We start from the raw sequence: 22,522 nt of genomic DNA, 5'->3' as shown, positions 1-22,522 counted from the left end.
CGGCCGGGAAACGAGCGAGCCGGAATCCGGCTCGCTCACCCACCCACTACTCACTCATTTCCCGACCGCCGCCGCCACTGCCACCGCAGCGAACAAAAGTACAAGCACACCGGCCATCACCCGGTTCCGGATTTTCGGATTCACGCCGCCGAGCCTAACCGGCCGTCGCGAGCGGCCAGCGGTCGACCACCTCGTACCGGGGCTGTTCCCCCGGCACTCCCGACTTCGGCAGATTGCTGCGTACGAGCGCCAGGTCGTCCACCGTCCAGGTGCGGCTCGTGAACGCGTCCAGGGCCTCGACGTACGGCCGCACCTCGAAGGCCTCGCGACTGCGCGCCACGGTGAGGTGGGCCTGGTAGCGCCGGTGCTCCCCCATCTCGACGCCCGCCTTCCGGCCCGCCGCCTCCGCCCGGTCGGCCAGCAGGCGCAGCACGTTCACCTCACCGGCGGCGCCCGCCCACAACGCCCGCCCGTGCCCGAACTGCCCGCCGCCGCACACCGACAGCGCGAACGCGTCCGTACGGTGGGCGGCCCGCTCCAGGCGCTCCGACAGCTCCGGTACGACGCCCTCGTCCACCTCGCCGTAGAAGGCGAGGGTGAAGTGCCAGCCCGGTACGCCGGTCCAGCGCAGCCCGTCCGCACCCGGCAGGCCCCTCAACCCGGCCACCGCGAGGGCGAGTTGCTCGGCGACGTCCTCGGGCGGCAGTACGGCGGCGAACAGCCGGACCGTGTTCATGGCACTCATAGTGCTCACCGTACTCACGCCCCGGAGGCCACCGGCTCCCGCCGTTCCTGGCCCTGCTGCTGTGCCGGATCCCCCGCCCGCCGCTTGACGAGGCTGACGCGCGGGTGTCCGGAGTTCCAGTCGGCGGAGACCCTCAGTCCGCCGACGCGGGCCAGGACCAGGCCGACCGTCAGGGCGGCGGCCGTCGCGACGATGCCGCCGAAGGCGAGGCCGACCCGGGGGCCGTACGCGTCCGTGATCCAGCCGACCAGCGGTGCGCCCAGCGGCGTACCGCCCATGAAGACCATCATGAACAGGGCCATGACCCGGCCGCGCATGGCGGGGTCCGTGGCCATCTGGACCGAGGTGTTCGCCGTGACGTTGACCGTGAGCCCGGCGATCCCGATCGGGACCATCAGCAGCGCGAACAGCCACAGGGACGGGGCCACCGCGGCGACGATCTCCAGCGCGCCGAAGACCACGGCCGCCGCGACGAGGACGCGCAGCTTCGCCGTCCCGCGCCGGGCGGCGAGCAGGGCGCCCGCCAGGGAACCGACCGCCATCAGGGTGTTGAAGAGGCTGTACGCGCCGGCGCCGGCGTGGAAGACGTCGTCCGCGTACGCCGAGAGGAAGACCGGGAAGTTGAAGCCGAAGGTGCCGATGAACCCGACGAGGACGATCGGCCAGATCAGCTCGGGCCGTCCGGCGACATAGTGCAGGCCCTCGCGCAGCTGCCCCTTGGCACGCGGTGCCCGCTCCACGGCGATCAGTTCACGGCCACGCATGAGCAGCAGGGCGGTGATGGGGGCGACGAAGGACAGGCCGTTGAAGAGGAAGGCCCAGCCTGTGCCGACACCGGTGATCATCAGACCGGCGACGGCGGGTCCGACGAGGCGTGCGGACTGGAAGTTCGCGGAGTTGAGGCTCACGGCGTTCTGCAGCTGGCCGGGCTCGACCATCTCGGACACGAAGGACTGCCGGGCCGGGTTGTCGACGACCGTGGCGAGACCGACGGCGAAGGCGGCGAGGTAGACGTGCCAGACCTCGACGTCACCCGTGAGCGTCAGGGCGGCGAGCACGAGGCCGGTGACGGCCATCATCGCCTGCGTGACGAGCAGGGTGGGGCGCTTGGGCAGCCGGTCGACGAGGACTCCGCCGTACAGCCCGAAGAGCAGCATCGGCAGGAACTGCAACGCGGTCGTGATACCGACGGCGGCCGAGGACCCGGTGAGGCTGAGGACCAGCCAGTCCTGGGCGATGCGCTGCATCCAGGTGCCGGTGTTCGAGACGACCTGGCCGAGGAAGAAGAGGCGGTAGTTCCGAACCTTCAGGGAACTGAACATGGCGGCACGGGAGCCGGCGCGTGGGGACTCCGCCTCGGCGGAAGGCGTGGGGAGCCCGGCAGACGGCTCGGGGGCATCGCCGGCGGGGGCCGAGGGTACGGGCGCCGCCGGAGTTACGGGCACGGCGGGAGTGACAGACACCGCCGGAACGGCAGACACCGCCGGCGTGACGGGCGCGGTGGGGTGGGGAGCGGGCTGCGGGTCGTGGGTGGGCTGGGGATCGTGGGTGGGCCGGGGGTCGTGGGCGGCTGGTGCGGGTGCGGAGTCTGCTCCGGTTCCCGAACTCAAAGAAATTCGCCTCCTTGCTGGGTCCTGTCTACAGATGCGCGAGCTTCTCCAGTACGGGGGCGGCGGCGCGCAGTTTGGCCCACTCGTCCTCGTCCAGGTCCTCGACCAGACCGGCCAGCCAGGCGTTGCGCCTGCGGCGGCTCTCTTCGAGCATCGCCTCGGCCGTCTCGGTCTGGGTGACAACCTTCTGGCGCCGGTCCTCGGGATGCGGCTCCAGTCGGACCAGCCCCTTGCCCTCCAGCAACGCGACGATACGGGTCATGGAGGGGGGCTGCACGTGCTCCTTGCGGGCCAGCTCGCCCGGCGTGGCCGAGCCGCAGCGGGCAAGGGTGCCCAGCACCGACATCTCGGTGGGGCTCAGCGACTCGTCGACGCGCTGGTGCTTGAGTCGGCGCGAGAGGCGCATCACGGCGGAGCGCAGTGAGTTCACAGCGGCAGCGTCGTCGCCATGGGTTAGGTCCGGCATGTTCTTTAGCCTAACTCATTACTCTGACTAAAGACCACTCGCGACGCGCCGAATCGCCCGTGACAAGGGCCACTGAACCTCCACATCACCCGTACGAGTGAATCGACAGCAAAAAGCCCCCCGCCGCCCCGCATCGGCCCGCGACCCTCGTCTCCATGGGGACCAACGTGCTCAGCCTGCGGATAGACGGGGAGCTGCTCGACCGGCTCCGGGACCATGCGGCGAAACGGGGAATGAGCGTTCAGGACTACGTGGTCCAGACGCTCATCCGGAACGACTTCGACGAGCGGTTCCAGAGCGCGGTCGAGGAGACGGAGAGGTTCTACGGGGTGCCGTGAGACACCCCGCAGGACACGGTCGGTCGGGGGTAATCGCAGGTCAGAGCAGGCCCAGGGCCGGCATCAGGTAGTAGAACCCGAAGACGGCGGCGACGACGTACATGGCGACCGGGATCTCGCGCCCGCGACCGGCCGCCAGCCGCAGCACCACGAAGGTGATGAAGCCCATGCCGATGCCGTTGGTGATCGAGTAGGTGAAGGGCATCATCACCATCGTCACGAAGGCCGGGACGGCGATGGTGTGGTCGGCCCAGTCGATCTCCCTGACCGAGCCGGCCAGGATCAGGAAACCGACGGCGAGCAGGGCCGGGGTCGCCGCCTGGGAGGGCACCATCGTGGCGACGGGGGTCAGGAACAGCGCGACGACGAAGAGCGAACCGGTGACGACGTTCGCGAACCCGGTGCGAGCCCCCTCCCCCACCCCGGCGGTGGACTCGACGAAGCAGGTGGTGGCGGAGGAGGAGCTGACTCCCCCGGCCGCGACGGCGATGCCGTCGACGAACAGGACCTTGTTGATGCCGGGCATGTTGCCCTGGGCGTCGGTGAGCCTGGCCTCGTCGCTGACGCCCATGATCGTGCCCATCGCGTCGAAGAAGCACGAGAGCAGCACGGTGAAGACGAAGAGGGTGCCGGTCAGCACGCCGACCTTGCCGAACCCGCCGAAGAGACTGACCTTGCCGATGAGCCCGAAGTCGGGACTGGCCACGGGGTTGCCGGGCCACTTGGGCGTGGTGAGCCCCCACGACGGCACGGTCGCGACGGCGTTGATCACCACGGCCAGCACGGTCATGGCGACGATCGAGATCAGGATCGCGCCGGGCACCTTGCGGATGATGAGCGCGAGGGTGAGCAGAGTGCCCAGCACGAAGACGAGCACGGGCCAGCCGTCGAGGTGACCGTCGCCGCCGAGCTGCAGCGGAACGGTGGTCTGCGCGACGTCCGGGATCCGGGTCACGAACCCGGAGTCGACGAGCCCGATCAGCATGATGAACAGCCCGATGCCGATCGCGATGCCCTTGCGCAGCCCGAGCGGCACGGCGTTCATGACGCGCTCACGAAGCCCGGTGGCGACGAGGAGCATGACGACGAGCCCGGCGAGTACGACCATCCCCATGGCGTCCGGCCATGACATACGCGGTGCGAGCTGGAGCGCGACGACGGTGTTGACCCCGAGCCCGGCCGCCAGCGCGATGGGCACGTTGCCGACGACGCCCATGAGGAGCGTGGTGAAGGCGGCGGTCACGGCGGTGGCGGTGACCAGCTGCCCGCTGTCGAGGTGGTGGCCGTACATGTCCTTGGCGCTGCCGAGGATGATCGGGTTCAGCACGATGATGTAGGCCATCGCGAAGAAGGTGGCGAACCCGCCGCGGACCTCCCGGGACAGGGTGCTGCCCCGCTCGGAGATCTTGAAATGGCGGTCGAGGGCCTTGGCGGGGGCCGAGGTGGACATGCGTGTGCTCATGTTTCTGTTGGCGTCTTGGAGTTTCGTACGAAAGAAAAGAGACAAACTCAAGTCGTTTCAGTGTGAATATATGACACTGAGGCGACCTTCTCTGCGCGTAGATCGCGGCGCGCCAGGCCGCTCGGGGCTGCGGAGCGCCCGCCGGGCGGGTCCTCGTAAGCTGTGCGCATGGCGAAGTGGACACCGATACACGAGGCGCCGGAGCCCCTGGAGGGCCCCGTCGTCGCCACCATCACGGGCGGCACGATCCTCTGGTTCGTCCTCTTCCTGATCCAGCTCCCCTTCTACGGCTGGCACCGGGACCACGGCCACGAGTGGTGGGTGTGGACGTGCCTCGCGGGCACGGTGCTGGGACTGTACGGAACCTGGTTCGTACGGAAGCGGGATGCGGCGATCAAGAGTGCGTCGGCGTCCACGAAGACGTCGCCCACGAAGACGTCGCCGCCGGAGGAGTAGAACGCGGCCCGCACCCACAGCCCGTCCGGCGACGGAGGACAAGGCCCGTTCAGGGCCTACGACCACGGCACCATTTCCGGCCGCTTCCCTCCTCCCCAGGTCGGAACTTTGGCGCACTCGGCGTGTGAAGCCCTAAATCCGCACGTACCGTCGAACACATGACGCACATCGACGCCGGCGCCGAACTCGATCCTGTGCACCCCGTCCCCCTCCCCGGCGCCGCGCCGGGCAACGGGCCCCGTGGGAAGGCCCCCGGAGATGCCCCGCGCGCCCGCGGCCTCACCGCCGCCGAAGTCGCCGAACGCGTCGACCGCGGCGAGGTCAACGACGTTCCCGTACACAGCAGCCGCAGCGTCTCCGAGATCGTCCGCGCCAACGTCTTCACCCGGTTCAACGCGATCATCGGCGTGCTCTGGCTGATCACGATGTTCGTCGCGCCGTTCCAGGACACCCTGTTCGGGTACGTCATCCTCGCCAACACCGGCATCGGGATCATCCAGGAGCGGCGGGCGAAGCAGACCCTCGACTCCCTCGCCGTGATCGGCGAAGCCAGACCGACGGTCCGCCGTGACGGCGTCGCGACCGAGGTGAGCACCTCCGGGATCGTCCTCGGGGACCTCATCGAGATCGGCCCCGGTGACAAGATCGTCGTGGACGGCGAGTGCGTCGAGGCCGACGGACTGGAGATCGACGAGTCGCTGCTCACCGGTGAGGCCGACCCCGTCGTCAAACACCCAGGTGACCCGGTCATGTCGGGCAGCTTCGTCGTCGCGGGCGGCGGCGCCTTCACGGCCACGAAGGTCGGCCGCGAGGCGTACGCGGTCCAACTCGCCGAAGAGGCCTCCCGTTTCACTCTCGTCCACTCGGAACTCCGTACCGGAATCTCGACGATCCTCAAGTACGTGACCTGGATGATGGTGCCGGCCGCGATAGGCCTGTGCATCACCCAACTGGTCGTCAAGAACAACGACTTGAAGGACTCGATCGCCCGTACCATCGGCGGCATCGTCCCGATGGTCCCGGAGGGCCTCGTCCTGCTCACCTCCGTCGCCTTCGCGATCGGCGTCATCCGGCTCGGCCGAAAGCAGGTCCTCGTACAGGAGTTGCCCGCGATCGAGGGCCTCGCCCGCGTCGACACGGTCTGCCTCGACAAGACGGGCACGCTGACCGAGGGCGGCATGGACGTGACCGAGCTGCGCTCCCTGGGCGGCAGCGACGAGACGTACGTACGACGGGTCCTGGGCGCGCTCGGCGAGTCCGATCCCCGCCCGAACGCCTCCCTCCAGGCCATCATCGACGCCTACCCGGACAGCGAGGACTGGCGCTGCACCGAGTCACTGCCGTTTTCCTCGGCACGCAAGTACAGCGGCGCCTCGTTCAGCGAGGGCAACGGGGAGAGCAGTACGTGGCTGCTCGGCGCCCCGGACGTCCTGCTCTCCCCCGACAACCCGGCCGACCGGCCCGCCCTCACCGAGACCGACCGTCTGAACCGGGCCGGCCTGCGCGTCCTCCTCCTCACCCGCACCACCCGCGAACTCGACCACCCCGAGGTCGTCACCGGCGCCACCCCCACCGCCCTGGTCGTCCTGGAGCAGCGCCTGCGCCCCGACGCTGCGGACACCCTCCGCTACTTCGCCGAGCAGAACGTCGACGCGAAGGTCATCTCGGGCGACAACGCGGTGTCGGTCGGCGCGGTGGCGACCAAGCTGGGCCTGTCCGGCACGACGGTCGACGCCCGCCGACTCCCCGCCGAAGCAGACGAGATGGCGAAGGCTCTCGACGAGGGCACGGTCTTCGGCCGGGTCACCCCGCAGCAGAAGCGGGACATGGTGGGCGCGTTGCAGTCACGCGGGCACACGGTGGCGATGACGGGCGACGGCGTGAACGACGTACTCGCCCTGAAGGACGCCGACATCGGCGTGGCCATGGGCTCGGGCTCGGAGGCGACCCGGGCCGTGGCCCAGATCGTCCTGCTCGACAACAGTTTCGCGACGCTGCCTTCGGTGGTCGCGGAGGGCCGCAGGGTCATCGGCAACATCACGCGAGTGGCCACCCTGTTCCTGGTGAAGACGGTCTACTCGGTTCTCCTGGCCGTCCTGGTGGTCTGCTGGCAGGTCGAATACCCCTTCCTGCCCCGCCACTTGACGCTGCTGTCCACCCTGACGATCGGAATCCCGGCGTTCTTCCTTGCCCTGGCCCCGAACAGGGAACGCGCGAAACCCCATTTCGTACGCAGGGTCATGCGCTACTCGATCCCCGGGGGAGTACTCGCGGGCGTCGCCACCTTCACGACGTACCTGATCGCCCGTCACCACTACACGGGCACAGGCGCGTTGGACGCGGAGACGAGCGCGGCGACCCTCACCCTGTTCCTGATCTCGATGTGGGTGCTGGCGATCATCGCCCGCCCCTACACCTGGTGGCGGGTGGCCCTGGTCGCGTCGATGGGCGCGGGCTTCCTGCTGGTGCTCGTCGTACCGTCGCTCCAGGAGTTCTTCGCGCTGAAGCTGGTGGGCGTGACGATGCCGTGGATCGCGGTGGGTATCGCGGCGGTGGCGGCGGCCATCCTGGAACTCCTGTGGAGGTGGGTGGACCGCCGCTTCCCGGCGTAAGCCGTACCAGGGGGTACGGAGAGGGCCTACTTCACGTCGACGAAGTCCGCGGCGGCGCTGGAACCGACGGTGGTCGCGGTGCCCGCGAAGACGTAGCGGAAGAACCCGTCGGCGGTCGCCTTGACGGTGGTCTTCAGAGCGCCCGTGGTGGCCGTCTTGATGGTCTTGACGACGGTGTAGGTGCTCGTCCCGTTCTTACGGAACTGCAGCTGCACCGGCTGGGTCGCGTACCCGGTGTAGTTGGGCCCGTCCCAGTTGGCGCGGGTCAGCTTGCCGGTGACCGTGATGGTCTTGCCCTTGACGATGGGCTCCGGCGCGGCGTCGACCGTCAGCTTGGAGATGCGACGGACGGTCGTGGTGCCGAGGTCGCCCTGCTGGGCGGTACCGACCTTGGACGGGTCGAAGTCGTTGCTCTCGGGGTCCTGACCGTTGAACGCGATGGCAATACCACCCGCCGTCCAGCGGGCACCGGCGTCGGTGTTGGTCAGGTCGCCCTCGCCGGGGTAGATGTCGAGGTTGGCCTTGCAGTTGGCGGTCGTCGTCGACGTCGCGGTGCAGGTGCCGGCCTTCTCACTGGCGACCACGTCCTTTGCGTCTCCGAACTCGCCCGTGTACAGGTACGGGCTGCTGTCGAAGTCGGCGGCCTTGATGTTGACCTCGGTGCCGTGGGTCAGCGTGTAGGTGACCGGGACGACGACGTGGCCGCCGGCACCGACGTTGATCGACTTGGCGACCTTGAAGTTGGAGAAGGTGACGTTCAGGGGGTACGGCTTGGCGGCGGCGACCGGCGAGGTGATGAACGCCGTCTTGCCGCTGTTCTCCAGAATCTTCGCGACGGTCGCGCGGTAGGAGGCACTGCCGGAGGCGTGGACGTCGGCCTGCGCGGCAGGCACAGCGAGAGCGGAGAGGGCCAGGGCGCCGGAGACGGCGGCCACAGTGGCACGTATACGCATGCGTGTTCCCCACATGAAGAAGGGACCCGACGGCGACCGTTCGCATCGACGCGCACCCATCGCGGGGCCCAGGTGATCGTGGAGCCAGTTGGCCCCCATGATCAGATTTAATACGGGAGTGGTTGGTTGTGCGGAGGGGACGTAATTTTGCCCACCCCTTACGCGCACCCTCAGGAACAGCCCCGCCGCCGACCCGTGGAACACGGAGGGTCGACGGCGGTTGCGTACATTTCGCCGAACTGACGGCTTATGCGGCGGTTGCTACTTCACATCGACGAAGTCGGGCGTGGCACCGATGGCGCCGGTGGTCGCCGTACCCGCGAAGACGTACCGGAAGTACCCGTCGGAGGCGGCCTTGACGGTGGTCTTCAGGTCGCCCTTGGTGGTCGTCTTGATGGTCTTGACGACGGTGTAGGCGCTCGTCCCGTTCTTACGGAACTGCAGCTGCACCGGCTGGGTCGCATAGCCGGTGTAGTTGGCGCCGTCCCAGCTGGCGCGGGTGAGCTTCCCGGTGACCGTGATGGTCTTGCCCTTGACGACCGGCTCGGGGGTCGCGTTGACGGACAACTTCGCGGCGCGCAGGAGGCTGGGGCCGGCGAGACGGTCCTTCTCCACTATGCCGACCTTCGAGGCGTCGAAGTCGTCGCTGCCGAGGTCCTGACCGTTCCAGGCTTCGGCGTATGCGAACGCCTTCCATTTCCCGGCGCTCTCGTTGAAGAGGTCCCGGGTCGGGTGGATCACGATGGACTGGGTGCAGTTGGCGACGGTCGCCGACGCGGCCGTGCAGTGCGCCCAGTCGTCGCCGAACAGCCCGAAGTCGGAGTCGACGTACGAGGCGCCGTAGTACAGCTCGACGTCGGTGAAGAAGTCCTCGGCGGTGATGTCGACGTCGGCGCCGTGGGTGAGCGTGTACGTGATCGGCACGGTGATCGTGCCGGTGACACCCGCGACGATCGACCTACCGTTGTTGATCTTTATGTTGGAGAAGGAGGCGTTCAGGGCGTACGGCGTACCGGCGTCGTCAGCGACTGCCGAGGTACTGAACGCGGACTTACCGGAGGCGGCCTGACCGGCCTCGAGCATCTTGACCGCGTCCGCACGGGACACGGAGCCCTCGGCCTGCGCGGCAGGCACAGCAAGGGCGGAGAGGGCCAGGGCGCCTGAGACGGCGGCCACAGTGGCACGTATGCGCATGCGTTTCCCATGAGGAGAAGGGGTCCGACAGTAGTCGAGCACGGCCTCGGCGCCGGCCGGGATCCGACGGGCACCGATGATGTCCATCCGGTCGTTCAGCAACGAAGGGGCGTGCACGGCACTGAGGGCGCCCCCTGCCACAGGGGGCGCCCTCAGTGTGTCATCCGCGTCAGCCCACGCTGCCGTACTCCACGGGGAAGTCCGGGGGCCAGGGCTGGGCGAAGTCGAACAGGGACGGGTCTTCGAACTTACGGTCCGCCTCACGCCACGAGGGTTCGGCGGAGACGACGAAGCTCTCCCCGCCTGGTTCGATCATCCAGGTGAAGGCCGCGTCCCCCGCGGGAAGGTCATGACGTTCCTTCAGTACCGCGAACTCCACCTCCGACGCCGGGCGGACGTGGATCCCCTTCTGGTAGATGGGCCTGAGCAGCATGAGCTCCACGTGCCCGAAGTACACCTCCACGCGGGTGTCGGTTCCGTCGACGGCGGTGGCGTCACTGCGCAGCAGCAACTGCCGGTGCGACGCGGCGAAGCTGACCACCCGGAACAGACGTCCCTCTCGTACGAAATCTGACATTCTCTATTTTCTTCCTGTTATCGGGTGATTCGGGTCACTGGGCCCAGTCCGGCGTCGGCATGTCCTTGACCAGGCTCGGCGCCTTGTCGCCCGGCTTGGTGAAGTACCAGTCGACGGCTTCGAAGTCCCGGCGTCCGAGGATCACCTTGAGACGCAGCGTCGCCACTTCCCAAGCGGTGCCGTTGTTGCTTCCCACCTTGGCCACCGTCTGCCAGTCGCCGCCCACCAGCGGCTTCCCGCGTTCAACGAGCTTGCTCAGGGCGTCTGCCGCGTTCTTCGCGTCCGGGACACCGTCCAGTGAAATGCTCAACTTCACCGACCTGTTGTCGAGTGCCTTCTCGACACCGGCCATCCAGATCGGACGCCCGTCACCGCCAGGGGCCGGCTTGCCCAGAAGCTTGTGGTTGAACGTCCGTGCCCAGGCACCGCTCAGGCCGCCGGTACCACCCAGGGTCTCTCTGGCCAGCGTATCGGAGTACGGGTTGATCCCCAGAACGATGTGGTCGCCGTCCTTGACGAGGTCGTCAAGAATCCCCTTGAGGCACTCGTTGTGCACCAGGACCGGCGTCGATCCCGCGTACACGTAGTACGTGTGGTTTCGCGCGACCTCGAAGTTGAAGACCTCGACGGGTCCCTTGACGACCGTGGTGCCGAGGACCTTTGTGGCACTGCCCTCCCGTGGCTCGAGGGTGTCTCCGGCGCGCAGTTCGTCGGCCTCGACCCAGCCCCGTTCACGTACCCAGAAGCGGTGCGAGTCGGTCGCTTCGACCTGGCCGTCGGCGGTGGTGATCCGGACCACGGAGTCGACGGTCCGGTTGAACAGGTTCAGCACCGGCTGCAGGGTCTTCTTGCCCGTGACCTGGTCCTGCGACCAGACCCGGTCGCCGACCTCGATGTCCTCGATGGACTTGGGGCCGTCTTCCGTCGCGACCTTGGTGCCGGCCGGGAAGCACTTCGTCAGTGCGAGCTTCGCGGTGAGTCCCTCGATGGCGGCCTCGGTGAGGCCGGCGGTGCGCAGGGCCCTCCATGCGTCGTCGATGGCGATGCCGGTTCTCATGGCGGCGTCAAAAGCCGTCACGGCGTTCCTGATGGCCTTGATGGCGACATTGCCGAAGACGAGGAGGGCGACGTCGAAGACCGCCCATCCGCAGTTGCCCAGGGTTCCGCCGCCACCCGTCGTGATCCTGTCCCAGCAGCCGGTGAAGTCCTCGGTGAGGGACTTCACGAATCCCTTGGCGACGGCGTCGTTGAACTCCAGAGCCGAGATCGTGTACGTGACCTTTTTGGTCTCGGGCTTCAGCTCGACGGTGTCGATGTACAGGGTTTCGGTGGCGGGGCATCCGGACTGCGCATCCGGGATGTTCGTCGCCGTACACAGGTAGATGTCGACGATGGTCTTCGAGGTGACGTTCGCGGTGATGACGCAGTCACCGACGTGAACGATGGCGTTGCAGTTCTCCTTTTTCAGGATCTCCGGGTCGCCGACGGGTTCGGCCCGCGTCTTGTAGAAGACGCCGTCGACTCCACCGGTACCGGCCTCGAGCTGGTCGTTGCGGTTCTTGGTCTCTGTCCGCCGGGCTGTCTCCTCCGCCTCCTTGGCGTACGCGTCGGCGTCCTTGGCGGCCTGTTCCGCCTCCGTCGCGGCGACGGCGGCGAGGTCGGCTGCGGCGCGGGCGTCCTTGGCTTCCTGTTCGGCCTGGGCGGCGGCGGAGCGCGCGGCTTCGGCGTCGAGTGCGGCTGCGTCGGCGGAGTCGCGGGCGTCCTTGGCGTAGCCCTCTGCATTGCCGGCCGCCCTGTCTGCGGCTGCGGCGTCGGCGGTGGCCTGCCGGTCGTACTCGATGGTGCGGGCCAGTGACGACTGCGCCGCCGCCGCGGCCTTGGCGGCGTCGGCCGCGTAGCCAAGGGCCTCCTGGGAGTAGACGCGGGCGTCGGCGGCGTACTTGGCGGCGTTCGCCGCGTGGATGTACGCCTCCTTGGCGTCGCCCTTGGCCTGGTCGGCGATGTTCTTCGCGGCGTCGGCCTCGGCGGTGGCGTTCTTGGCGTGGGCCTCGGCGACCGCCTGCTGCTGCTCGGCGATCGTCTTCGACGACTGCCCCGTCAGCACCACCAGACCAGCCGCGGAGTCCATGTCGACATACGGCGAGCCGAGCTCGATCGCGTCATTGGCGGGGGCGGCGACCTGCTGGGCCGCCTTGCCCGCGTCCACGGCAGCCTGCGCGGTGACATGCGCGAACCCGGCGGCCTTCGCCGCCGCGGCCACCGCGTTGCCGGCCTCCTTGTTGGCGCCGTCGGCCTGGGTCCTGGCGTCCTTGGCCTGCTGCTTGGCCTCGTCGGCCAGTTCCACCGCCGTCTTCGCCTCGAACGCGGCATGCTGCGAAGCCGTGATCGCGTCCGCAGCGGCGCTGGTGGCCGTCCTGACAGCAGCGTCCGCCCTCAGTTTGGCCGCCTGGGCAGCATCCGAGTCGGAACGGGCGCGCTTCGCGGCGGCCTCGGCACGCGTCGCGGCGGCGTCCGCGCCTGCCGCGGCCTGCGTGGCGGCGTCCGCCTCCGAACGGGCCCGGCCCGCCGCGGACTCGGCGTCGTCGGCCGCCTTGTCCGCCTCGTTCGCCGCGGCTCGGGCCGCGTCTGCCGCGTCACCGGAGTCGAGGGAGTCGGCGTAGGCCTGCTTGGCGTCGGCCTTCGCGCGGGCCGCGTCCGCCTTCTGTTCGGCGTCCCACGCGTCGTCGCGCATCTCCTTGGCGTGGTCCTTGGCGTTGACCGCGTCGTCCCGCCTGCTCTCGGCGGTCCGCTTGGCGGCTTCAGCCCTGTCCTTGGCGTCCTTGGCCTTCGTCGCCTCCGACTCGGCGTTTCTGCGATGCTCCGCGGCCTCGGCCTGTTTGGCGGCGGCCTTCTCCTTCTCCGCCTTGGCCGTCTTCTCCTCGGCTTCCGCCGCCAGCCGCTTGGCGTGCGCGTCGGCGGCGGCCGCCTTCGCGTCGCCCTCGGCCTTCATCGCGATCGCGAGCTTGGCCTCCGCGGCCTCCTTGTCCTTCTTCGCGTTGTCGCGGTGCACCTTGGCCGCGTCCGCCGCGGCCTTCGCCTGCGCCTCCGCCGCCTCGGCGGCCTTCTTGCGGAACTCCGCGTTCGACTGCGCCGCCTGCGCCAACGCACGCTGCCCGATGGTCGCGCTGTCCCCGGCCGACGCACGCGTCGCGGCCTCCGCCGTCTCACCGGCCTTCACCAGTGCCTGGAGCGCGGCAGCCGCACCCCTGGTCACCTGGTCCTTCTGCAGCCCCACCAGCAGACCACGACCCCGCGGAGCACCATTGGTGTCAGCGATGCCGTAGGCGGCCTGGAGCGCGGTGTCCGACGCGGTCACGGCCTTCTGCGCCGTCGGCAACTGCGCCTTGAGCGCGGCGAGTTGCTTCTTCGCCTCCGTCTGCGCGGCGGTGACGGCCGCCTTGGCCTTGTCCACATCGGCCTTCGCCGGGGCGCTGCCGGTGTGGGTCTTGGCGACGATCCGCACCTTCTGCGCGGCGGAGCCGTTGCACGCCGACAGCACCGCGTCCTTGCTGTTGTCGAACGTCGGCAGATGCAGACACTTGCCGGACGCGGCGTTCACCAGCGCGGTGGCACTGCGCACGTCGAACTTCCACTGCTGGGCCTTGGCGCTGCCGCAGTCACGGATCTGGATCTTCGTGCCGTCGGCGTTGCCGCCGTTCAGCACCTCCAGGCACTTGCCCGAGTTCGGGTTCTGCAGGGTGTAGCCACCGTCGTAGGAGCCCCACAACTGCCACTTCTGGCCGGCCCCGCTGCTACAGGTGTTGATCTGCACCGGCGTGCCGTTGGTCTTGGCGGCGCCCGTGACCTCGATGCACTTGCCGGTGGCGCCCGGCACCTGGATCTCCAGCTGGCCGTCGCCGATCCAGCTGAAGCCGCCCTCGGTGTAGTAGTCCAGCCAGCGGGTGGAGTAGTCCGCGATCCACGACTGCCCCAGCAGCTTGCCCAGGGCGAACGCGCCGTCCTGCAGCGCCTTGCCGGCGCTGTTGCCGGCGGCGAGGATCTGGCCCCGCTGGGTGGCCTGCGAGGCGATCTCCTGCTGCCACTCGGCGGAGGCCTGCGCCACCTCCTTGCCGAGCACTCGGTCCGGGTCGATCGGACTGTGCCACGCGCACGAGGCGAACCGCGTCTTCAGGTCCTCCACCGCGACGCGGTACTCCTGGGTGTCCGGCACCGGAGCGGTCCTGGGAAAGCCTCCGGAAGCGAGGAAGATACGGGCGTCGTCGGCGAACACCCGCGGAACGAATATCTCGTTCGGAACGATGGGCCCGGAGTTCTTCTTCCAGACCTTCCAGGCCTCCTGCTCCTGGCTCGTCCCCCCGCTGGTGTACAGCGGGTCACCGATCGCGAGGGCGGCCTTCTTCGTCTTGTCGTCCGCCTGCGGTGACGGGTCGTAGAACGGCGACTGCAGGTCCACCGACTTGAAGTACGACTGGTAGAGCCAGGGAAGCAGCCCCGTCTTGTCGAAGAAGTTCTCCTTCGCGGCGGCGCCGGGGTAGTTGTCCAGGCCGCTTACGGCGGTGCTCCACGACTGCCGGGCGTCATCCGTCTTCTTCACCCAGGCGTCGGAGTCGTCACTGTCCTTCTGCCATGCCAGGGCGAACGCGCCGGTGCCGTAGGTGCGGTCCGCCTTCTGGTGCAGTTGGTCCGCCGACAGCGACAGGGAGGTGCTGGCCAGACCGAACTGACTCGGCCCGCCCTTGCGCAGCCCGTCGGCCATCAGGCACTGATCGAAGCGCAGTTGCTCAGCGGCCTTGGCATCGAACCCGTCGTAGGAGTCGACGGCCGGGCCGGTACGCGGATCCTGGACAACAGCCGAGGCCGGCTGCACCGCCAGGGAGGCGAGAAGGGCCAGCGAGGCGAGCGGGACGATCGAAGTGGCCAGACCGGCCAGCCGTCTCGGGCGTCTGCCCTGCTTCCGTACAGGTCTACGCGACACGTGTATCCCTCTCTCTAGGGGGTGGCTGCTGAAGGCGCACTCCTGGGAGGGACACGTCAGGCCCGCACCATGGGCCTCACGCAGTGTTGGGCGATCCCCCCGTGGATACGCCGGACACTCCCGGACACGCGGACTGGTCAGGTCCTCCCGGGAGCGGACGCCACCATAGACACGTCGGTGATTCTCAGGGCAAGGAAGTTGTTACTCAGGGCAGTTACACCTGGTAACCGGGGCTCCTATGAGGGAGCTGGGCGAATCCTGTGCGGAGCCCGCGAGAACCACCTCATCGACCTCATACCGAACAAACGGCCTTCCACACCCTCCGTCACACTGAGATCAACATCACAGTCAGAACGGATTCCCCCGACAGGTCAGAAATGAGGTCCCTCATCGCCCGTCTTGAGAAGGGCGCCGACACCCCGGATTCGGTTGAGCGGAATCCGAAGCACAGAGGCCGGTGCCCCCCTGGCTGGGTGGCACCGGCCTCTGCCCGTCATTCTCGTCATGCGTCGTACGAGCCTCACGGCCCGCGTCCCGTCTACTTCACGTCGATGACATCCCCGACCGCGTTGATCGGCGCCGTCGTCGACGAGCCCGCGAAGGCGAACCGATAAGTACCGTCGACCGTCGCCTTGACCGTGGTCTTCAGGGCGCCGGCGGCACCCGCCTTGACCGTCTTGACGGTGGTGAAGGTGGTGGCGCCCTTCTTCTTGAACTGGAGGGTCACCGGGGCGTTGACGTAGCCCGCGTACTTGCCGGTGTTCCAGTTGGCGCGGGTCAGGGTGCCCTTGACCGTGATGGTCGCGTTCTTCCTGACCGGCTCCGGGGTGGCGTCGGTGGTCAGCTTCGAGTGGAACTTGACCTGGATGGTGCCGAGGTCGCCCTGAGCCTTGTAGTCACCCTCGCCCGCTATGTCGACGGCGACGGCGCCCACCTTCCACGTGCGCGCGTCGGTGTTCCGGAGCCTGGCGTCGTCTCCGCTGGTGTTCACGGCGAAAGAGGACTTGCAACTGGCGGTGGTCGACGAGGTGGCCGTGCACGTGGCGGGGTCTTCGCCACCGAGACGGACCGTGTCCACGTCGACCGCCCCCACGTAGAGGAACGGAAGGACCAAGAGCTTGTCCGAGCTGATGTCGAGCCCGGCGGCGTGCTTGAAGGTGTACGTCACCGGCACCGAGGTGGTCCCCGTGGCCTTGGCGACGATCGGCTTGCCGTTGTTGATCGTCACCTTGGTGAAGGTGACGTCGGGCGCCGTGGCGGCCTGGGCGGCGGGCACGGCGAAGGCGGACAGGGCCAGGGCGCCGGTGACGGCGGCCACAGTGGCACGTATGCGCATGCGTTTCCCCAACTGGAGAAAGGGGCCCTCTTGGTGGTCGTCCTCACGGTTCGTCGTCACACCCGGGGCCCAAGTGATCGTTGAGTCAGTTGACTCGCATGCTCAGATCCGCAACGCATGTGAATGGTTGTACGGGTGGCGAAAGTTTTTCGGGTGTCCGGCACGTGACGTGCATCACTCAAGAATGCCGCGAAGGCCGGTGCCCGCCCCGACTCGGGCGGCACCGGCCTTCGCTCTGAGGTTCACCCCGGACCGTGGGGTCCATCCCGGACCATCCGGACCATACGGCCCGCATGACCTACTTGACGTCGATGAAGTCCGCCGCGCCGTTGACCGGCGAGGTGGTCGTGGTGCCCGCGAAGACGTACCGGAAGAAGCCGTCGGCAGTCGCCTTGACGGTGGTCTTCAGGTCGCCCTTCGTGTTCGTCCTGATGGTCTTGACGGTGGTGTAGGTGCTGGTGCCGTTCTTCCGGAACTGCAGTTTCACCGGCTGGGCCGAGTAGCCGCCGTAGTTCCTGGCGTCCCAGTTGGCGCGGGTCAGCTTGCCGGTGACCGTGATGGTCCTGCCCTTCTTCACCGGCTCCGGCGTGGCGTTCGCCGTCAGCCTCGACGCGCGCTGCAGCAGGGTGGTGGCGAGGCCGCCCTTCTCCGCAAAGCCGACCTTGGTGATGTCCATGCCTCCACCCGGCACCAACTGCCCGTTGAACGCGACGGCGTCAGCGGCGCCCCTCCACGTGCCGGCCTGGGAGTTGAGGATGTCGGCATCCTCACCCAGGTAGATGTCGATGTCGCTCTTGCAGGTGGCGACGGTCGCCGAGGTCGCGGTGCAGGTCGGGAAGTCGTCGCCGTAGAGCTCGCTCTCCGATTCCGTGGTCTCCGTGGCGAAGGAGCCCCGGTAGATGTAGGCCTCGAGCAGGAAGTCGTCGGCGGTGATGTCGACCTCGGCGCCGTGCGTCAGCGTGAAGCTGAGAGGGACGGAGACATGCCCCGTGGCCCCGAGCTTGACCGTCTTGGCGATCTTGAAGTTCGAGAAGGAGACGTTCAGCTTGTACGGCATCGGCTCGTCGTCGGCCGCCGTACTGAACGCGGACTTGCCGCTCGTCGCGGAGTGCGCGGCTTCCTTCACCTTGGCGACGTCCGCGCGGTGGGTGGAAGCGGCGGAACCGTCGGCGTGCGCGGCGGGCACGACAAGGGCGGAGAGGGCCAGGGCGCCGGAGACGGCGGCCACGGTGGCACGTATGCGCATGCGTTTCCCCATTTGGAGAAAGGGGCCCGGCGGTGCTCGTCCGTACGGAGTCGGCCGCACGTCTCGCAGTCGCACCCGGGCCCGAGTGATCTGGGAGTCTCTTGACTCGCCCGCTCAGATCCGTGACGGATGGGAATGGTTGTACGGAAGTTGCGAAAACCTACGCAGAACGCGGAGATTTTGTGTTCGCATTACGGTCTTTGCACGTCGGTGACCAGCGACGACGAGCCGAGGGTCGGGCGCGGCCACTCCTCCGGTCTCCACGCCCGCGCCCATCGCACCCTCTCTCGCACCTCAGTCGAACCACCGGTCCCGCGCCAGCTCCGTCGTCCTCGACGGGTCCTCCAGCAGGGCCGCCACCTCGAAGCGGCGGGGCCACTGGCCGGCCGTCCAGGCGAGGGCCGCCGCGACGCCCTCCAGGGTCGAGGCGTGCAGCACGCCGTCCCTCGTCCTGCGCCAGTCCAGCTCCACGCCGTCGACCACGAGCTCCTCGTGCTCGACGTAGGTGGCCGGGGTCCCCGCACCGAGCAGTACCCGTACCGACTCCGGTACGTCGTGCTCCGAACCCTCCGACGTCACCTCGCCCGTCACCGACTCGCTCAGTCGCCGTACCTGGAACAGCTCGGCCAGCTCGGCCGCCTTCGCCGGGCGTACGGGGAGCAGCGGCACCCCCGCTGTGAACGGCAGCAGGTCGGGTGAGTCGACCACCACGGCGTCCGCCGCGTCCACGACCTCCACGTGGCCGTCGACCACCGCCCGCAGGTCGTCGGGGAGCGTGACCTGTTCCGGGTCGAGGTCGGCCAACGCGCCGTAGAGGGCGTGCAGTTGGCTGCCGGTCACCTCCCGGTCGGGGTCGGCGAGGCGGTCGAGGAGTTCGGCGGCGCCGCCCGGCTCGTCCAGGAGGGCGGCCACCGACGTCCGTACGCCCAGGGCGCGCAGCACCTGTTCGTCGTCGAACCCGGTGGCGTCGGCCTCCTCGTACAGGCCGCGCAGGAGCGGGTCGCCGCCGGCCGCGAGCAGACCGGCCGGCCTGCGCCCGTCCAGCACCGGGTTTCCGCGCAACCACCAAGCCGTGTACGGCCGTACGAGTTCATGTGTGCCGTCGGGCAGCAGGACCCGCACCGGCTGGACGATCGCGTCCCGCAGGGGTGGCTGGGCGAGCAGGGCGAGGGCCTGGGGCCAGCGGTCGTCGTCGACGAGGTCGAGGTCGCGTACGGCGACCAGTTCCGTGGCGACGGGAGGTACGGGCGAATCGGGGAAGCGGTCGAGGATGTCCTCGCTCCACACGTCCACGGCGTCGAGCAGGCCCGGGTCGTCGGGTTCGGCGAAGTCGCTGTCCCGGGGGTCCAGTTCGTCCGGGTCGAGGACGACGTCGGTGGCGCGGACCAGGGCGAAGTTCGCCAGGACTCCGCACGCGGCCAGCGGCTGCTCACCCCACCTGTCCGCCAACTCGCCGTCGACCAAGGCCAGTTCACCCTCCCTGATCACCTGGGAGAACGCACTGCCGGGCAGGACGAGTTCACCGGCGGGGGCCAACTCGCCGTCCTCGTCGGGGAGGGCGAGGGCGCCGAGCCACGGTTCGTCGCCGGGTTCGAGACCCGCGTCGCGTACGAGGGCGAGGACCGTGTCGGCCAACTCCTCGGCGTCAGGGGTGTCTTCGTCGTCCCACGACAGGCTGCGGGCGTCCTCGTCGAGCGAGCCGGCGACGGCGGCCCGCACCTGCGGGGTGGTCAGGACGGCGCGCGGGGTGGCCGGGAGGGCGCCGAGCTTCTCCAGAAGGGGGTGGGCGGCGTCCGGGTGGGCGACCTTGAGGCCGAGGCGGGCCAGGGTCTCCGGCGCGGCGGCCCCCACCTCGCCGCCGGTGGGCAGCAGCACCTGCCGGGGCCCGATGGTCGTACGCCCGTCGGCGAGCGGTACGGGCAGCCCGGTCAGCCGGTCGGGGTCGACGCCGGCCAGGCTGTCGTACAGCCGGTGCCACCACTCGGGCGCCTTCTCCAGGCCGGCGAGCCGGTCGACGGCGTCGGTGAGCGGGACACGGGCGACCCCCAACGTCCGTAGCTCCACCCGGCGTTCGAGCCCGGCGGGCAGCAGGGTGGGCAGCACCTCGGCCAGGACACGGACCGTCTCGGCCCCGGCACCCTCGACGACCTCCGCGTCCCGGGGGCGCAGAGCGGAGGGCAGTTCCTCGTCGTCCCCCGGGTCGAGCGCGGGCGGGAGGAAGGCGGTGCGCGGCAGCCGTTCGAGGATCGCGTGCCGCAGCTGACCGTCGAGTTCGCCCTTGCCCAGCGGGCCGGGGACGAGCGCGATGATGCCCTCGCCCACCGGCTGCCAGTCGGCGAGGAGTTCGGTGTAGGCGTCGGCGGCGCGCTGCACGAGGAAGTCGGTGAGCGGGCCCGGCGCGGCGTGCCGGCGGGCCGTGTCCAGCGGGAGCGAGGCGATGAGCAGCGCCGGTACGCCCAGCGGCTCGTCGCTCGGTGTGGGCGCGTGCACGACGGGGCTGGTCCGGGGCGGTACGGGAGTCCCGTCGGTGTCGACGGGCACGGCCCAGGTGACCGACCAGTGCGGACGCAGCCGCTCCTCGACCGGCCGCCCGGCCAGCAGGATGGCGTCCAGGGGTCCGTGCGCGGAGACGGTACGCCAACGGCTCGTGCCGTCGCGGGAGTCCTCCACGAGGGTCAGGGGGCCGTCGGTACGGCGGCTGAGGGTCCGTGTCCGCTCCCCCACCTCGATGACGACCTCCTCCAGACCGGGGAGGGTGAGGAGGAGCGCGTCGTCGACGCCGTTCAGCAGCCGCTCGGCGAGATCCTCGGCGGCGGTGTCGCGCAGGGGGAGGATGACGGCCGTGTCGTACGGGGTCGGCGCGGTGCCCTCGGCGGCGAACGGCAGCCGGAGCAGGGGCACATGGCCGTCGCGACGGCGCACCTCGTCACCGAGGTTGGGGCTGTGCCGGGCGGTCTCGGCGGCCAGTTCGCGCGCCTCGGCGAGCGCCCACCGCACACCACCGTGCCGCCCGACGACGGCGGGCTCGTCGCTCACGGCGAGGACGGCGGCGAAGCCGACGCCGAACCGGCCGACAGCGGCCGTCCCCTTGCCGTCCTCGCCGTCCTTGCTGTCCTGGGCGTCGCGCTTCGCGGAGGCGCGCAGCGTGGAGAGGGATTCGACACCGGTGGCATCCAGCGGGGCACCGGTGTTGGCGGCGACGAGGACGCCCTCGCGCAGGGTGAGCCGGAACCTGCCCGGCACTCCGGCCCGCGCGGCGGCGTCGGCGGCGTTCTGGGCGAGCTCGACGACGAGCCGGTCCCGGTAGCCGCCGAGGACGAGATCCTCCTCGGCGTTGGCGTCCTCACGGAACCTGGCGGGACTGGTCGCCCAGGCGTCCAGAACGCCTCGGCGCAGACGGGCCGTGCCGAAAGGATCCGCGCCCTCAGCTGCAGGTCGCACGAACTTGCTCACGTACGTTCACTCTCCTCATCGGCGTGAGCAAGAAGGTACCGCGCGCCGGAGAGAGACCCCGCCCACCGGGCCTGTTCGCCTGCGCGGGCGCCCCCTACCATTCCCTCCGGATCGCGCCCGAGGCGGCGCCGATCCGTGAACCAGGTACCAAGTGCCTGTTCCTCAGGGGGGTTTTCCGTGTTCGTGCTGTCCATACTGCTGCTCATAGCGGCGGTCGTGCTCTTCTTCGTCGGCCGCGCCCAAGACGCCGGCGGCTGGAAGATCGGGGCGGCGCTCAGCGCCGTGGCCGCCGTTCTGGCCGGTGTCTTCTCGTGCGTCCATGTGGTGCGCGCCTACGAGGTCGGGGTGCCGGTGACCTTCGGCAAGGTCGGGGAACCGCTGACCTCCGGCATCCAGTTCAAGTCACCGTTCACCGACGTCACGTCCTTCTCCACCCGTCCCGTGGACCTCGACATGTACGGCAAGGACGTGGTCGAGGTCCGCTCGGCACAGGGCGGGGTGCTCTACGCGGACGTCACCATCAAGTGGGCCGTCATCCCGGACAGGGCGGTCGAGCTGTACCGGCTGGCGGGCAGTGAGGAGGCCGTCCAGGAGCGGCTGGTGGTGCCGGACAGCCGCGAGATCATCCGTAACGTCTTCGCGAAGCACACCAGCGAGGAGGGCTACGCCTCCGCCCGCGAGGAAATCGGCTCGGAGATCGCCACCCTCGTCAAGGCGCGTCTGGCACCGCGCGGGATCGACGTCACCAACGTGAATCTGCGCAACGTGAAGCCCTCGGACAAGCTGCAGGAGCAGATCGACAAGAAGATCCAGCAGGAGCAGGACACCGAGCGGTCCGTGGAGGCGGCGCGCACGGCCAAGGCGGAGGCCGAGCGCAGGCGGATCGAGGCGGAGGGCATCGCCCGCGCCAACGAGATCCTCGCGAAGTCACTCAGCGACAAGGTGCTGTACAACCAGTGCCTGGAGGCCTACAAGGAAGCCGCCAAGTACAACGCGGTGTACGCGGTGCCGTGCGGCACGAACGCGAACGGCACCCCGGTCATCGTGGACGGCACCAAGAAATAGCCGACCGGAGCCCGTGTGAAACGACCCCGCCGAT

15 protein-coding genes are annotated in these 22,522 nt (G+C 69.1%); 4 read left to right on the top strand and 11 right to left on the bottom strand.

Features of this window, described 5'->3' with window-relative positions; genetic code table 11:
* Window positions 1-154: 154 nt before the first annotated feature.
* The 3 genes from thpR to PV734_RS30530 all read right to left on the bottom strand — a co-directional run bounded on the left by thpR (window position 155) and on the right by PV734_RS30530 (window position 2,821).
* Window positions 155-745 (bottom strand): RNA 2',3'-cyclic phosphodiesterase, encoded by a 591-nt coding sequence (thpR, locus tag PV734_RS30540; RefSeq protein WP_319095467.1) that lies wholly within the window; start codon window positions 743-745, stop codon window positions 155-157.
* Window positions 746-759: 14 nt separating this feature from the next.
* Window positions 760-2,067 (bottom strand): MFS transporter, encoded by a 1,308-nt coding sequence (locus tag PV734_RS30535; protein ID WP_415924290.1) that lies wholly within the window; start codon window positions 2,065-2,067, stop codon window positions 760-762.
* A 316-nt stretch (window positions 2,068-2,383) separates the two neighbouring features.
* A complete protein-coding gene (locus PV734_RS30530) occupies window positions 2,384-2,821 on the bottom strand; it encodes a MarR family transcriptional regulator (protein WP_319095470.1) in 438 nt (145 codons plus the stop codon).
* 155 nt (window positions 2,822-2,976) lie between these two features.
* Here PV734_RS30530 and PV734_RS30525 point away from each other — a divergent pair, with 155 nt between their 5' ends.
* On the top strand, window positions 2,977-3,159 hold the full coding sequence (locus tag PV734_RS30525; RefSeq protein ID WP_319095471.1) for a ribbon-helix-helix protein, CopG family: 183 nt from the start codon (window positions 2,977-2,979) through the stop codon (window positions 3,157-3,159).
* A gap of 40 nt (window positions 3,160-3,199) precedes the next feature.
* On the opposite strand, the gene PV734_RS30520 is transcribed toward PV734_RS30525, so the two are convergent.
* Window positions 3,200-4,609: an NCS2 family permease gene (locus PV734_RS30520; protein ID WP_319292881.1), complete on the bottom strand. Its 1,410-nt coding sequence runs from the start codon at window positions 4,607-4,609 to the stop codon at window positions 3,200-3,202.
* Between the two features lie 180 nt (window positions 4,610-4,789).
* Here PV734_RS30520 and PV734_RS30515 point away from each other — a divergent pair, with 180 nt between their 5' ends.
* Together PV734_RS30515 and PV734_RS30510 are read left to right on the top strand one after the other, a co-directional pair.
* A complete protein-coding gene (locus PV734_RS30515) occupies window positions 4,790-5,077 on the top strand; it encodes a DUF2530 domain-containing protein (RefSeq protein ID WP_319095473.1) in 288 nt (95 codons plus the stop codon).
* Window positions 5,078-5,235: 158 nt separating this feature from the next.
* Entirely contained in the window at window positions 5,236-7,689 is a 2,454-nt protein-coding gene (locus PV734_RS30510) for an HAD-IC family P-type ATPase (RefSeq protein ID WP_319292879.1), read from the top strand.
* A 26-nt stretch (window positions 7,690-7,715) separates the two neighbouring features.
* Here PV734_RS30510 and PV734_RS30505 read toward each other — a convergent pair whose 3' ends face one another.
* The 7 genes from PV734_RS30505 to PV734_RS30475 all read right to left on the bottom strand — a co-directional run bounded on the left by PV734_RS30505 (window position 7,716) and on the right by PV734_RS30475 (window position 21,423).
* On the bottom strand, window positions 7,716-8,642 hold the full coding sequence (locus PV734_RS30505; RefSeq protein WP_319292877.1) for a hypothetical protein: 927 nt from the start codon (window positions 8,640-8,642) through the stop codon (window positions 7,716-7,718).
* Window positions 8,643-8,903: 261 nt separating this feature from the next.
* The gene (locus PV734_RS30500; protein WP_319292875.1) at window positions 8,904-9,836 is read right to left on the bottom strand and encodes a hypothetical protein; all 933 of its coding nucleotides are present in this window, start codon (window positions 9,834-9,836) and stop codon (window positions 8,904-8,906) included.
* A gap of 169 nt (window positions 9,837-10,005) precedes the next feature.
* Entirely contained in the window at window positions 10,006-10,413 is a 408-nt protein-coding gene (locus tag PV734_RS30495) for a hypothetical protein (RefSeq protein WP_319292873.1), read from the bottom strand.
* Between the two features lie 34 nt (window positions 10,414-10,447).
* On the bottom strand, window positions 10,448-15,388 hold the full coding sequence (locus PV734_RS30490; RefSeq protein WP_319292871.1) for a polymorphic toxin type 27 domain-containing protein: 4,941 nt from the start codon (window positions 15,386-15,388) through the stop codon (window positions 10,448-10,450).
* A gap of 538 nt (window positions 15,389-15,926) precedes the next feature.
* Window positions 15,927-16,724 carry a hypothetical protein gene (locus tag PV734_RS30485; RefSeq protein WP_319292869.1) on the bottom strand — a complete coding sequence of 266 codons (798 nt, stop codon included), beginning with the start codon at window positions 16,722-16,724 and terminating at the stop codon, window positions 15,927-15,929.
* 298 nt (window positions 16,725-17,022) lie between these two features.
* Window positions 17,023-17,970: a hypothetical protein gene (locus tag PV734_RS30480; protein ID WP_319292867.1), complete on the bottom strand. Its 948-nt coding sequence runs from the start codon at window positions 17,968-17,970 to the stop codon at window positions 17,023-17,025.
* Between the two features lie 294 nt (window positions 17,971-18,264).
* Entirely contained in the window at window positions 18,265-21,423 is a 3,159-nt protein-coding gene (locus tag PV734_RS30475) for a sacsin N-terminal ATP-binding-like domain-containing protein (protein ID WP_319292865.1), read from the bottom strand.
* Window positions 21,424-21,600: 177 nt separating this feature from the next.
* On the opposite strand from PV734_RS30475, the gene PV734_RS30470 reads away from it, so the two are divergent.
* The gene (locus PV734_RS30470) at window positions 21,601-22,488 is read left to right on the top strand and encodes a prohibitin family protein (protein ID WP_319095481.1); all 888 of its coding nucleotides are present in this window, start codon (window positions 21,601-21,603) and stop codon (window positions 22,486-22,488) included.
* Window positions 22,489-22,522: the final 34 nt, after the last annotated feature.

This window comes from Streptomyces sp. AK08-02 (genome assembly GCF_033795085.1).
GTDB classification, from domain to species: domain Bacteria; phylum Actinomycetota; class Actinomycetes; order Streptomycetales; family Streptomycetaceae; genus Streptomyces; species Streptomyces echiniscabiei.
Note: the sequence above shows the minus strand (reverse complement) of the source record. Positions and strands in the feature narration are given on the sequence as shown.